Origin of the sequence: Caballeronia hypogeia, assembly GCF_001544875.2 — a bacterium.
Classification (GTDB): domain Bacteria; phylum Pseudomonadota; class Gammaproteobacteria; order Burkholderiales; family Burkholderiaceae; genus Caballeronia; species Caballeronia hypogeia.
On record NZ_FCOA02000051.1, the window covers coordinates 21416 to 34145 of the forward strand.

General features: G+C 61.0%; 14 protein-coding genes. 11 read left to right on the plus strand and 3 right to left on the minus strand.

What is annotated here, in order from left to right; all coding sequences use genetic code 11:
- The first annotated feature begins 67 nt into the window (after positions 1–67).
- The 7 genes from AWB79_RS36310 (at position 68) to AWB79_RS36340 (ending at position 6947) form a co-directional block, all read left to right on the plus strand.
- Positions 68–1270: a CaiB/BaiF CoA transferase family protein gene (locus AWB79_RS36310; RefSeq protein ID WP_061172298.1), complete on the plus strand. Its 1203-nt coding sequence runs from the start codon at positions 68–70 to the stop codon at positions 1268–1270.
- 4 nt (positions 1271–1274) lie between these two features.
- On the plus strand, positions 1275–2432 hold the full coding sequence (locus tag AWB79_RS36315) for a CaiB/BaiF CoA transferase family protein (protein ID WP_061172299.1): 1158 nt from the start codon (positions 1275–1277) through the stop codon (positions 2430–2432).
- Positions 2433–2515: 83 nt separating this feature from the next.
- Positions 2516–3265: an SDR family NAD(P)-dependent oxidoreductase gene (locus tag AWB79_RS36320; RefSeq protein ID WP_061172300.1), complete on the plus strand. Its 750-nt coding sequence runs from the start codon at positions 2516–2518 to the stop codon at positions 3263–3265.
- 41 nt (positions 3266–3306) lie between these two features.
- Positions 3307–4488 (plus strand): CaiB/BaiF CoA transferase family protein, encoded by a 1182-nt coding sequence (locus AWB79_RS36325; protein WP_061172301.1) that lies wholly within the window; start codon positions 3307–3309, stop codon positions 4486–4488.
- Positions 4489–4572: 84 nt separating this feature from the next.
- Entirely contained in the window at positions 4573–5400 is an 828-nt protein-coding gene (locus AWB79_RS36330) for a GntR family transcriptional regulator (protein ID WP_082862576.1), read from the plus strand.
- Positions 5306–6241 carry a GntR family transcriptional regulator gene (locus tag AWB79_RS36335; RefSeq protein ID WP_232471131.1) on the plus strand — a complete coding sequence of 312 codons (936 nt, stop codon included), beginning with the start codon at positions 5306–5308 and terminating at the stop codon, positions 6239–6241. The genes AWB79_RS36330 and AWB79_RS36335 overlap by 95 nt, the downstream gene beginning before the upstream one ends.
- A gap of 154 nt (positions 6242–6395) precedes the next feature.
- Positions 6396–6947 (plus strand): nuclear transport factor 2 family protein, encoded by a 552-nt coding sequence (locus tag AWB79_RS36340; protein ID WP_063963625.1) that lies wholly within the window; start codon positions 6396–6398, stop codon positions 6945–6947.
- Between the two features lie 118 nt (positions 6948–7065).
- Here the strand turns inward: AWB79_RS36340 and AWB79_RS36345 are convergent, their stop codons facing one another.
- From AWB79_RS36345 to AWB79_RS36360, 3 genes are all read right to left on the minus strand, one after another.
- A complete protein-coding gene (locus tag AWB79_RS36345; RefSeq protein WP_061172303.1) occupies positions 7066–8010 on the minus strand; it encodes an electron transfer flavoprotein subunit alpha/FixB family protein in 945 nt (314 codons plus the stop codon).
- Positions 8011–8026: 16 nt separating this feature from the next.
- Positions 8027–8776, minus strand: a complete 750-nt coding sequence (locus tag AWB79_RS36350; RefSeq protein WP_061172304.1) for an electron transfer flavoprotein subunit beta/FixA family protein — start codon at positions 8774–8776, stop codon at positions 8027–8029.
- A gap of 441 nt (positions 8777–9217) precedes the next feature.
- On the minus strand, positions 9218–10048 hold the full coding sequence (locus AWB79_RS36360; protein ID WP_082862578.1) for an SDR family NAD(P)-dependent oxidoreductase: 831 nt from the start codon (positions 10046–10048) through the stop codon (positions 9218–9220).
- 154 nt (positions 10049–10202) lie between these two features.
- Here AWB79_RS36360 and AWB79_RS36365 point away from each other — a divergent pair, with 154 nt between their 5' ends.
- The 4 genes from AWB79_RS36365 to AWB79_RS38715 all read left to right on the plus strand — a co-directional run.
- Positions 10203–11048 carry an HTD2 family dehydratase gene (locus AWB79_RS36365; RefSeq protein WP_061172313.1) on the plus strand — a complete coding sequence of 282 codons (846 nt, stop codon included), beginning with the start codon at positions 10203–10205 and terminating at the stop codon, positions 11046–11048.
- A gap of 40 nt (positions 11049–11088) precedes the next feature.
- Positions 11089–11922, plus strand: a complete 834-nt coding sequence (locus AWB79_RS36370; RefSeq protein WP_061172306.1) for an HpcH/HpaI aldolase/citrate lyase family protein — start codon at positions 11089–11091, stop codon at positions 11920–11922.
- A complete protein-coding gene (locus AWB79_RS36375) occupies positions 11912–12454 on the plus strand; it encodes a DUF2889 domain-containing protein (protein ID WP_061172307.1) in 543 nt (180 codons plus the stop codon). The genes AWB79_RS36370 and AWB79_RS36375 overlap by 11 nt, the downstream gene beginning before the upstream one ends.
- Before the next feature lie 91 nt (positions 12455–12545).
- On the plus strand, positions 12546–12730 hold a 185-nt coding region (locus AWB79_RS38715), incomplete at its 3' end, for an FAD-dependent oxidoreductase (protein ID WP_157695927.1).

Sequence of the window (12730 nt, forward strand, 5' to 3'; positions counted from 1 at the left end):
TCGCATTCTGATCGCCTTTCTTTCGACGACAACAAGCTGCCGGTTCTACCGGCGCACGGAGACAGACATGACAGCTCAGCCTCTCGCCGGCATTCGGGTTCTGGAGGTCGGCGCCTATATCGCGGCGCCTTATGCCGGGGTATTCCTCGCATCCCTCGGCGCCGAGGTCGTGAAGATCGAGCCGCCCGAGGGCGAACCGTTTCGCCGGGACGACGAGAATCGCAGTCCGTATTTCGTTCAGTACAACAGCGGCAAGAAGAGCGTCGCGATCAACCTGAAGTCGAAGACCGGAGTCGAACTCGTCAAGGCCCTGTTGCCGAAATTCGATGTACTCATTGAAAACATGCGTCCCGGAAAGATGGCGGCCCTGGGGCTCGGCGAGGACGTTTGCCGTGCGATCAATCCCGGTCTCGTGTACGCGTCGGTTTCCGGCTTTGGCAGCGGCGGCCCCTGGGTGGATCGCCCGGCGTACGACACCATCGGGCAGAGCATAGGCGGCATTTACTCGATCATGAACGATGCCGACCATCGACGCCTCACCGGTACGTGCATGGCCGATCTGATCACCGGGATCAATGCCACGATGGGCGTTCTCGCGGCCCTCGTCGGCCGCGAGCGCAGCGCCGAGCGCAAAGGTGCGCTGGTGGAAACCTCGTTGCTTGAAGCCGTTTCCACGCTGACCGTCGATGCGATGACCCTGGCTTTCGAGACCGGACAGGACCCCGCGCGCGATTCGCGGCATCCGCAGGCGCAGAACTTTTGCCTCGACACGGCCGACGGCGGCAGCATCACGATGCACCTTTCCAGCTCGCAGAAGTTCTGGCGCGCGCTTGCACGCGTGATCGGCCGTGAAGATCTGATCAGCGATCCGCGCTTCATCACCTACGATGACCGTCGAGTGCCCGGTCACTACGCCGAACTCGTGCGGATCATGGGAGAAGCATTCGCCACGCGCCCCCGCGCGGAGTGGGAGACGCTGCTCGCCGATGCCGACGTGCCATTCGCGCCCGTTCTCACCATGCACGAAGTGGTCGCGCATGAGCAGACGCGCTGGCTGGGGCTTTTCGGGCCGGAAGTCAACGGCGTGCCCATGTTGCGCGCGCCGATGCGCTTCGACGGCGTGCGACCCGCGCGCAGCGGCCATGCGGCGTTTGTCGGCGAGCACACGCTCGAAGTACTCGGCGAAGTGTGTACCGAGCGCGACCTTCAGGCACTGCTCGCATCGGGCGACGTGGTGTCCGTCTCGCGCGATCGCGGCCAGAGAGGGTGACACGATGAACCAGAACGCATCGCGGGGGCCGCTCGCCGGGGTGAGGGTCGTCGAAGTCGGCGGCGTAGGGCCGGGGCCGTTCTGCGGCATGCTGCTGTCCGATATGGGCGCAGACGTTATCCGGATCGACCGGAAGCATGCATCGGAAAGCGGGCTGCCGGTGGAGCGACGCTTCGAAGTGATGTTTCGCGGCCGCCGCTCGCTTGCGCTCGACCTGAAGAAACCCGAAGCGGTCGATGTCGTCAAGCGACTGCTGCGCGACGCCGATGTGCTGGTCGAGGGATTTCGGCCCGGTGCGATGGAACGCCTGGGCCTCGGTCCCGATGTCTGCCTGGACCTCAATCCGCGGTTGATTTACGGACGCATGACGGGCTGGGGACAATCGGGCCCGCTCTGCACCGCACCGGGTCACGACCTGAATTACATCGCGCTCAGCGGAGCGCTGCACGCGATGGGGCACAAAGGCGATTCGCCCGCGATTCCGTTGAATCTGGTCGGAGACTTTGGAGGCGGAGCCTTGTACCTAGCGTTCGGCATCCTGTGCGCGCTGCACGAGCGCACGTGCTCCGGGCGCGGTCAAGTGGTCGATGCGGCCATGATCGACGGTGCGACTTCGCTGATGTCCATGATTTACGGACTGTTCGCCGCCGGCTACTGGAAGGACGAGCGCGGCTCGAATCGTCTCGATTCCGGTGCGCCCTGGTATGCGGTCTACGAGACCAGCGACGCTCGCCATATGGCCGTCGGAGCGACAGAGGCCACGTTCTATCGCAATACCTTGAAGGTGCTCGGGTTGCGCGAGGACGAGTTCGCCGATCAGCATGATCGCGCCGGCTGGCCGCAAATGAAGGAGGCCTTCGCCCGCGTATTCAAGTCGCGCAGCCGCGACGAGTGGTGCATGGCCTTCGAGGGCACGGAAACCTGCGTCTCTCCGGTGCTGTCCCTCGCGGAAGCGCATCAGCATCCGCATCAGACGGCGCGCGGCAATTTCGTGGAATGCGCCGGCGTCATGCAACCGGCACCTGCGCCGCGGTTCGGCCGCAGTGAGGTTGCCATTCAGGCGCCGCCGCCGCGAGTGGGCGAGCACAACCGCGAAGTGCTGCTCGAAGCGGGTTTCAGTGACGAAGATCTCACCATGCTGGCTCGCGTCGGCGCGATCTAGGAGACGGGCAGCCGCGCCGCGCGCGAAGGCTGCGTTGCGAATCTACGCGCGGGGCTGACCCGCGCCGACACGAAAGGACAACTATGGATCTCGGTTTGAGAGGGAAAGTGGCGATCATCACGGGCTCCGCGCGCGGTCTCGGCGCGGCGACAGCAAGACGTCTCGCTCAGGAAGGGGCGAGCGTGGTGATCAACGACATCATGGCCGAACGCGCGCAGGAGACCACTTCAGCGTTGCGCGAAGAAGGACTGAACGCCCATTGCGTGACCGGCGACATCACCCGGGCCACTGATGTTCAGCGGCTCGTTGACGAGACCATCGCCACGTTCGGCGGCGTCCATATTCTCGTGAACAACGCGGGCGCGCCACGCGATAAATACCTCGTGAAGATGAGCGAAGAAGAGTGGGACTTCGTTATCGACGTGATGCTCAAGGGCGCTTTCCTCGCGACCAGGGCAGTGATGCCGGGCATGATCGGACAGGGCTGGGGCAGGGTGATCAACATCAGTTCGCGGGCCCACTTCGGCAATCCGACGCAGGTTAACTATTCGGCGGCCAAGTCGGGGTTGATCGGCATGGCCAAGGCGCTGTCGATGGAAGAGGGCAAATACGGCGTCACGGTGAACTGCGTGGCGCCCGGCTTCATGGAGACGGAGATGATTCAGGCGCTCCCCACCTATGAGCTCATCAAGGAGCGCGCGCTGGCGGTGCAGCCCGTCAAGCGTCCCGGCAATCCGGACGACGTGGCCGACGCGGTCGCTTTTCTCGCCAGTGAACGCGCCAGTTTCATCAGCGGCGAGGTGCTGCATGTGACGGGCGGCCGATTCGGCTGATTCATACAAGACATCTAATCGACTTACCGGACGGAGAAGTCATGGGAGTGCTCGAAGGCATCAAGGTCCTCGATCTGGGCCGCTACATTGCAGGGCCGTTTTGCGCCGCGCTGCTGGGCGACTACGGCGCCGATGTGATCCGCGTGGATCGGGTGGGTGGCAGTGAAGACCGTTACATACTGCCCGTATCCGAGCAGGGTGACGGCGCGCAATTCCTGCAAGTCAATCGCAACAAGCGATCGATCAGCCTGGAGATCGCCACGCCGCAGGGCAAGGAGGTGCTGCACGAGCTGATTCGCCGCTCGGACGTGGTCATCGCGAACATGCCGCCGCGTACGCTGGCGAAGCTGGGCCTCGATTACGAGAGCTTGCGCGCCGTCAGGCCGGACATCGTCCTCACCGCATCGACCGCGTTCGGGTCGGCGCCCGCAGTGCGCGACCGCGTGGGTTTCGATGGTGTCGGCCAGTGCATCAGCGGTGCGGTTCATATCACGGGCCTGCCCGATCATCCGATGAAGTTCATGGTGCCGGCGGTGGACTTCGCCACGGGACTCTCGTGCGCGCTCGGCACGATGATGGCCCTCTATGAACGCAAGTCGAGCGGAACCGGGCAGGAGGTCGGCGCCTCGCTGCTGCAGACGAGCCTCAATTTCGCCAGCAGTTGCCTGATCGAGGAAGCGGTGTTGCACGTGGACCGAAAGGCTACCCTCAATCGCGCGCCGCATTACGCGCCATCGGACATTTTCCGCACCAGGGATGGCTGGTTCATCGCGCAGGTCATCGGACCGGCGATGTTCAAGCGCTGGACGCGCCTGATAGGCAAGCCCGAACTGTTCGACGACGAGCGTTTCCAGAGCGATCCCCAACGCGGCGAACACGGGGAATACCTCAGCGGGCTGATGAACGAATGGAGCGGTCAATTCACCCGCGCCGAAGCGCTGGCGCTGCTGACCGAAGCGCGTATTCCCGCCAGCCCGGTCAACTCGCCCCGTGAGGCACTCGAAGACGACGCGATTCGCGCCGCGGAAGCGTTTCATCCGGTGGAATATCCCGGCGTCAGCGAACCTGTGCCGCTGATTAAGTCGCCCGTTGCACTTTCCCGTACGCCTCCGAGCATCCGGCTCCGGCCACCGCAACCGGGCGAGCACACCGACGAAGTGCTCGGCGATATCGGCTATTCGAAAGACGAAATCGCACGGTTGCGTGCGCAGGGCATCGTGTGAAATTGCGCAAGCCGCTGGAAAATATATTATGCGTTGTATATAATCCAGAAAAATCGGCTTTGCCACTCTCTGGAGCCCGCACACATGGACGAATCGACGACTAGCCGTTTGGCCGCGCCCGCGGGCAATGTGTTGCGTTTGCCGGAAGCCGCGACAGCAGAGGAATTTCAGACTCCCGTGGGCGCTTCGGCGAGCGCGCATCGAGACGAGAACTTCGGAAAGATGCAGCTTTCCGAATCGGTTGCGGCGCATCTGCGCGAACAGATCATCTCCGGGAAGCTACGGCAGGGAGCGTTCCTTCGAATCGATGCCATTGCGAAAGCGCTCGGAACCAGTACAACGCCCGTGCGTGAGGGCCTTTTGCTGTTGCAAAGCGAGTCATTCGTGCGGCTGCTCCCGCGCCGGGGATTCGTCGTCAACAGCTTCAGCAAAGGGGATCTGCTCGACATGTTCTGGGCTCAGGCGACAGTCGGCGCCGAACTGGCGGCGCGCGCGGCCATGCGAATGTCCGACGCGGACATCGCACGCCTGGAACGGCTGGAGGCGGATCACCAGAAGGCTTTCGCGCTGGGCGATCAGGATATCGTCACGCGTCTCGGACATGAGTTTCACCGCTCGATCAATCTCGCCGCGCAGTCTCCGCGTCTGGCGTTGCAACTCGGAAACCTAGCGAGGCAACTGCCAAACCGCTTCTATACGAGCATCGAAGGGCAGTTGAAGGGTGCGATCGAATACCATCCGATCATCATCAACGCGATCAGCGTCCGAGATCAGGAAGCCGTACGCTCACTGATGTTTCGACACATCATCAGCGGCGGTGAGCATCTCATTGCAATGCTGGAGCGGCAAGGCGCGTGGGACAGTGTTTCGGCGCCGGTCGAAGATCGCAGCGGCGCGCTCGCCTCCGGATGAGCATCCGCGAGTCCCATCGCAGACGTCAACGCACGGCCCCATTTCAAATCCCGCCTCGAACCTCGCGCGTATAATGCGCGATGTACAATTTCGCCATAAGAACGAGGCAATCTTGAAATCGGACCCGTCGCTTGCAGCCGCCAGCGTAGACAAGCTTCAACTTTCTGAATCGGTCGCGGCCCACCTGCGCGAACAGATCATCTCGGGAAAACTCCAGCAGGGGGAATTCCTGCGCATCGACGCAATCTCGAAGGCGCTTGGTACGAGCACGACGCCGGTACGCGAAGGGCTTCTGCTGTTGCAAAGCGAGTCCTTCGTGCGGCTGCTTCCGCGTCGCGGCTTCGTCGTCAACAGCTTCGGCAAGGAAGATCTGTTCGATATGTTCTGGGCGCAGGCGACCATCGGCGCGGAACTGGCGGCGCGCGCGGCAGTGCGTATGTCCGATGCCGATATCGCGCATCTGGAAAAGCTGGAAGCGGCGCACCAGAAAGCTTTCGCATCCGGCGACGAGGCGCTGGTGACGCGCCTGGGGCACGAGTTTCATCGTTCGATCAACCTCGCTGCGCAATCTCCGCGTCTGGCGTTGTTGCTGGGCAGCCTGGCCAAGCAACTGCCTAACCGCTTCTATACGAACATCGAAGGGCAGTTGAAGGGTGCGGTCGATTATCACCCGATCATTATTAATGCGATTCGCGTGCGTGATCAGAACGCGGTGCGCTCGCTGATGCATCGTCACATTCTCAGCGGCGGTGAGCACCTGATCGCGATGCTGGAGCGCCGGGGCATGTGGAGCGGAAACCCGCCCGCCGACGACGCGACAGGAGACGAAACCGTCGCCTGACGGTTTGTTGCTGCAAACGTCCAACCGTGTTACCCACATAAATTATGCATTGTGTATAATTTATGTGGGCGCGCATCCGGACTTGCATGAGGGTCGAATGCGTCACGTTGACCATTACCTGCTCGCAGAGCGGGCGTAAAGAGGCAATGAAGCGATGGAACACGGCATTCAGCAGACTCTTCAGCAACTCATCGACAGGGCCGCAATATATGACGTGATGTGCCGGTATGCCCGGGGTGTCGATCGCGGCGACTGGGCATTGCTTCGTTCTACATATCATGAAGATGCACACGACGATCATGTCGATTTCGAAGGAGATGTCGACGGACTGATCGCATGGCTCCAGGAGCGATTTGCCGGCGTGGACAATTCGACGCATTTTCTCGGCAATTTCCTGGTGGAATTCGCCGGCCCCGACCTTGCGCTGGTTGAAACCTATTTCGCGAGTCGTCGCCTCCGCGCACCAAGTGACGGGGAAGCGGCGGAACTGGCGGCAGGCGACGCCATGTGCCGACAGTCGTGGGGGCGCTACGTCGATCGATTCGAACGACGCAACGGGGAATGGCGGGTCGCGAAGCGGATCGTCGTCATCGACTCGCGTTTCACCTCGGTGGCACGAGGCGGTCTGAGAGACAACGGCGGCTCGTGGGGAATGCGAGATCCGTCCGATCCGATTCATGTTGCCCGGACCGAATTGTTCCGGTAGCCGAACAGGACGGAGAAGGGAGGCGGCTGCGTAGTGCGACGTAGTGCGAGTCGGACGCAGCCTTCAATTTGCTGACGAGTGGCGTATCGCAAGGCATCGCGATACGCCCGGCATGCCGTCAGAGTGCGGAGATCAGTTCAGGCACGAGCGTAAAGAGATCGCCGACCAGCCCGTAATCCGCCACGCCGAAGATCGGTGCTTCCGGATCCTTGTTGATCGCCACGATAAGCTTGCTGTCCTTCATCCCGGCGAGGTGCTGAATCGCCCCCGAAATTCCGACCGCCAGATAGAGCTGCGGCGCGACGATCTTGCCTGTCTGTCCTACCTGATAATCGTTCGGCACATAGCCTGCATCGACGGCAGCGCGGGACGCGCCGAGCGCCGCGCCAAGTGTGTCGGCCAGCGGCTCAAGCACCCGCTTGTAGTTCTCGCCACTCCCAAGACCCCGCCCGCCCGAGACGATGACGTTTGCATTCGTGAGTTCCGGCCTTTCGAGCTTCGTTATTTCACGGATCAGGAACTCGGAAGTGCCCTGATCGGCGGCCGAGCTGATCGTCTCGATTGCGGCATTCCCATCGGACGAGACGGCCGCATCGAAACCCGTCGCGCGCACGGTGATGACGATGATAGGATCGGATGACTGAACGGTTGCAATAGCATTGCCGGCGTAGATCGGACGCTCGAAGGTGTCCTTCGCACAGACCGCTGTGATATCGGAAATCTGAGCCACGTCCAGCCCTGCGGCGATACGGGGAGCCAGGTTCTTGCCATACGCCGTGGCCGGCGCGAGGATGTGCGAATAGTCTTTCGCGATATTCAGGACGGTGGCCTCGACATTCTCGGCGAGCCCTTCGGCGAGTTGCGGCGCATCCGCGACCAGAACCTTCGCCACGACCGCGACTTTCGAAGCCGCTTCGACCGCGCCTTGTGTGTTGTGTCCCGCGATCAGGACATGAATGTCCGTACCGACGATGGCGGCTACTTCCTGCGCAGCCGCGAGTGTATTGAGTGTCGCACGCTTGAGCGACTTGTTGTCGTGTTCGGCAATCACCAGAATTGTCATGTCTATCGCTCCTTGCTCACAGAACCTTTGCTTCGGTCTTCAATTTTTCCACCAGCGTCCTGACGTCCGGTACCAGCGAGCCGGCGCTGCGCTTCTTCGGCTCGGACACCTTCAGCGTCTTCAGACGCGGCGCGACATCGACACCCAAATCTTGAGGCGTCAGCGTTTCGACGGGCTTCTTCTTCGCCTTCATGATGTTGGGCAACGTCACATAGCGAGGCTCATTGAGACGCAGATCGGTGGTCACGACCGCGGGTAATGTGAGCGAGAGCGTCTCCGCTCCGCCATCGATTTCCCGCGTCACCGTGACCTTGCCGTCGGTGATGGCCAGCTTCGCGGCAAACGTAGCCTGCGGCAGTCCGGCGAGTGCGGCCAGCATTTGCCCGGTTTGATTCGAGTCATCGTCGATTGCCTGCTTGCCGAGAATAACGAGCTGTGGCGCTTCCTTGTCCACCAGCGCTTTGAGCAGTTTGGCGACTGCAAGCGGCTGCAAGTCTTCGCCGGATTCGATCAGAAACGCGCGATCCGCACCGATTGCTAACGCGGTGCGCAGCGTCTCCTGGCATTGCGACACGCCGCACGACACGGCGATCACTTCTGTGGCGACACCTGCTTCCCTCAGGCGCACGGCTTCTTCGACGGCGATCTCGTCGAACGGATTCATCGACATCTTGACATTCGACAGATCGACACCGCTGCCATCTGATTTCACGCGCACTTTGACGTTGTAGTCAACGACACGCTTTACCGGAACAATGACTTTCAAAACGATCCTCCTTGAAGATTGAGAACGCCTTGCGCGCTTATCGCGATAGCGTTGGTACTCCAAATTAAATAATGAATGCCTGAGCATCCGTTGGATCTGAAACTTTCCCTACACACCGAGGGAATAGGTGCGCATCGCGGGGCGCTCCCTGCTCGGCGGGAAGACGCGCCAGGCGCCATCCTCGTGGCGGAAGAACGCCAGCGTGACCGGCCCTGCCGAGCGCATCGTTCTCACACGCACATAGCATTCGTGCGTAGCCCGCCTGTTTCGGAACTCGACGACGCGAATCTGTTGAGGAAGGTAAGTCCCGAGCCAGTGCTCGACTACCTGACGAAGTGACATCTCAGCGCGAGACATGTTTCTCCTCCGTGATGCACGCATGCTATGTGTTCAATGCGACTCAGTTGCGTCGAGCCCGGTGTTTCAGGTCGTCCGTGACGGTCAGTTATAACGGGCAGTCAATCCCCCGTCGATGACGATGGTTTCGCCTGTCACGTAACTCGCCAAATCGGAAAGCAGAAAAAGCACGACGTTACTGACTTCGTCCGCCCTACCGAGGCGGCGGAGCGCGGTCCGTTGCTTGCAGTGTTCGAGCGCCGCCGCCGAGGCCTTGCTCTGCATCGGAGTTTCGATGATGCCGGGCGCGACTGCGTTGACCCGCACGCCCGTCGTCCCAAGATCGAGCGCCAGCGCGCGCGTGAGATTCACCACGGCGCCTTTCGATGCCGCATACGCGGCACGCTCCTCTCTCGCGCGCAATCCGGCTATCGAAGCCGTCGTCACGATCGCACCGCGCCGTGCTTCAACCATGTGGCGGGCCGCCGCCCGGCAGAAATAGAAAACGCCGTTCAGATTGACGTTCATGACGCGATGCCACTGATCGTCCGTCGTATCGAGCACATGAGACGCGTGACTCGTGCCTGCATTTGCGACGGCGTGTGTCACCGCGCCATGCTCGCGCCGGATGGCGTCGAAGCAGGCGTCCACGTCTGCAGAGTTTCCCGTGTCAACGACGTAGCCGTATCGCGCCGATGACGAATCGCCGATTTCCGGATAGATGTCGTTCACGGCTTCCGCAAGTTTCTGCGCATCGATATCCAACAGGAGAGGCCGGGCTCCGGCCGCGCGCAAGCGCTGACAAACATGTCGGCCGATTCCGGACGCCGCGCCAGTGACAGGCACGATCGCGGCATTGAAGTCCCAGGGCCATGATTCGTGCGTTTCCTTGTCGCGGTCGCGACCCGTAACCGGGTCGTTTGCTTGTTGACTCATGCTCTCGTCCTCAAATTGAAGTCGGTTCGAGAGGCCGCGACACCGGTCTCTGAATCCGACTCTTGACGTTCACTTAATATAATGCATAATGCATTAAAAGACGTTCGAAGGCAACTACGACTTTCAAGAGTCAACGAGACACGTGGGAGAGGCAGTGAGTACAAACCATCCGGCCGTTGAGCGGGGCGCAACAAGTGAGTCAACCGACTATATTTCGGTGGCACGAGCCGAGGCACTCGCTGTGGCCCTCGACTACGACGCGCGACCGTCTGCGGGACACCCGCTCCCCGAACTGTGGCACTGGACATTTTTTTGGCCGCTGACGGCAACTGGCGGCCTGGGACCTGACGGGCATCCCAGGAAGGGCGCATTTCTCCCCGATCTTGGACTGCCACGTCGTATGTGGGCGGGAGGACGACTCCGATTTCACCACTCGCTCGAGGTTGGAAGGGCGGCGTCGCGCAATTCCACGGTCACGAACGTCACGGATAAGTCAGGCCGTACCGGGCGCCTGGGATTCGTGACGGTCAAACATCAACTGAGTGATGACAACGGTGTCGCCATCGAGGAAGAGCAGGACATCGTTTATCGGGAGGCGTATGTCCCCGGGACGCCGGAACCTTCACCGACACCGGCGCCTGCAGGGGGCGCCTGGCAGAGCGAAATCGTTCCCACGGAAACCCTTCTGTTCCGCTACTCGGCGTTGACCTTCAACAGTCATCGCATTCATTACGACAGGGACTACGCGACACGTGAAGAGGGTTATTCGAATCTGGTGGTTCACGGCCCTCTGATCGCGACCCTGCTTCTCGACCTGGTCAGGCGACACATGCCGAACTCGACGATCAAACGCTTCACGTTCAAGGCGGTTCGGCCGACATTGCTTGGCGATGTTTTCATGATTTGCGGAGAACCAGACGCCGACGGCAAGACCGTCGAACTCTGGGCGAAAGATCATCGAGGCTGGCTGACGATGCGTGCGCAAGCCGAAGTCGAATGAGGAAGATCTCGACGATTCCATCCATTGATAGGAACTGCTGATGCCTACATTCAATCAGGGGCGTGTCCAGTCCCTTCTGTTCGTACCCGGTGACCGGCCCGAGCGATTCGACAAAGCGCTGGGCAGTGGAGCGTGCTCCATCATTGTCGATCTCGAAGATGCGGTTGCGCCTGGCGCGAAGATGAAGGCTAGGGAAATCGTGTCTTCCTGGGCATCGGGCGAGCGTCCCGTGCTGCTACGTATCAATGGGCGAGGGACGCCGTGGTTCGCCGACGACCTCGCGTTGCGCGAATTGCCCGGTGTTGCGGGCATCGTGTTGCCGAAGACAGAATCGAGCGATGACGTCTCGCAGGTCACAGATGGCGTCGGCCGGAATATCGATGTCTATCCGTTGATCGAGACGGCAGCGGGGATGTCGAATGTGCGCGAAATCGTATCGACGCGTGGTGTGAGGCAACTGCTGTTTGGAACCCTGGATTTTCAGGTCGATATGAATATCCAAGGTGACGCGGAAGAACTCGACGCATATCGCGCGTCGCTCGTGCTGGCGTCGAAGGTTGCGGGCATCCGGGCGCCGATCGACGGAGTGACACCGGCCATCGACGATCCCGAGCGGATCGCTCGCGACGCGCTCAACAGCAAGCGCCGTGGCTTTGCCGGCAAGCTCTGTATTCACCCTAAGCAAGTACCGATCGTGAATGCGGTATTCCGACCGTCAGAGGCCGAACTCGACTGGGCGAGACGCGTGCTGGCCGCTGTCGCGGAGTCACGGGGTGCGGTCGTTTCCGTCGATGGAAAGATGGTGGATCGGCCGGTCGTGTTGCAGGCTGAACAGATACTCGTGACCAGCGGAGGGATTGGCCATGCCGCTTAAAGAATCATCCGTAGCCCGTGATCGACTCCACACGCGTCAGATCAGCATCGAAGGATATCGACGCGAAGACGGCCTTTGGGATATCGAAGCCTGCCTGCTCGACAGGAAGGACTACGATCTCAACCTTGTTTCATGCGCGCGAAAAGCGGGAGAGGCCATCCATTGCATGAGGTTGAGCTGGACGCTCGATTCATCCCTCACAATTCTCGCCGTCGAAGTTGCAATGGACGCGTTTCCTTATGCGGGCGCGTGCGATGCGATCGCTAAGCGGTACGAGAAACTTGTCGGACTGCGCATTGGAGCGGGCTTCAGGCGAGCCGTCGGCGATCTGTTTCGCGATGTGAATGGATGCAGCCACATCACGGAACTGGTGGGCACAATGGCGGCCGGATCGATCCAGACGTTGGCACCTTATCTGAAGCGTGACGACGAAACCCGCCCGTTTCAGATCGGCGGTTGCCATGCGTGGGCCCCGGATGGGGCGTTGGTGAAGACATATTATCCAAAGTGGGCTGATGCAAAAAACGCTTAGATCGATTGAAGGAATATCGATCGGCTCAGCCTGCCCCTGAAGCCCGGTCCGGCATTCGATCAACCAATCCACGAACCAAAGCCGACGAACCATGAGCAATAGCTTGTCTCTTTCCACACAACAAGCCCGCGAATCGATGGAATACGACGTCGTCATCGTCGGCGGCGGCCCGGCCGGTTTGTCGGCGGCCATCCGGTTAAAGCAACTGGCGGAGGAAAAAGGCGTCGAGATCGGCGTGTGCGTTCTGGAGAAAGGCTCTGAAATCGGTGCGCACAT

Bases quoted from the DNA above. Each gene is read 5' to 3' on its own strand.
- AWB79_RS36310 (WP_061172298.1), top strand. From the start codon at position 68: ATGACAGCTCAGCCTCTCGCCGGCATTCGGGTTCTGGAGGTCGGCGCC.
- AWB79_RS36315 (WP_061172299.1), top strand. From the start codon at position 1,275: ATGAACCAGAACGCATCGCGGGGGCCGCTCGCCGGGGTGAGGGTCGTC.
- AWB79_RS36320 (WP_061172300.1), top strand. From the start codon at position 2,516: ATGGATCTCGGTTTGAGAGGGAAAGTGGCGATCATCACGGGCTCCGCG.
- AWB79_RS36325 (WP_061172301.1), top strand. From the start codon at position 3,307: ATGGGAGTGCTCGAAGGCATCAAGGTCCTCGATCTGGGCCGCTACATT.
- AWB79_RS36330 (WP_082862576.1), top strand. From the start codon at position 4,573: ATGGACGAATCGACGACTAGCCGTTTGGCCGCGCCCGCGGGCAATGTG.
- AWB79_RS36340 (WP_063963625.1), top strand. From the start codon at position 6,396: ATGGAACACGGCATTCAGCAGACTCTTCAGCAACTCATCGACAGGGCC.
- AWB79_RS36345 (WP_061172303.1), bottom strand. From the start codon at position 8,010: ATGACAATTCTGGTGATTGCCGAACACGACAACAAGTCGCTCAAGCGT.
- AWB79_RS36360 (WP_082862578.1), bottom strand. From the start codon at position 10,048: ATGAGTCAACAAGCAAACGACCCGGTTACGGGTCGCGACCGCGACAAG.
- AWB79_RS36370 (WP_061172306.1), top strand. From the start codon at position 11,089: ATGCCTACATTCAATCAGGGGCGTGTCCAGTCCCTTCTGTTCGTACCC.
- AWB79_RS36375 (WP_061172307.1), top strand. From the start codon at position 11,912: ATGCCGCTTAAAGAATCATCCGTAGCCCGTGATCGACTCCACACGCGT.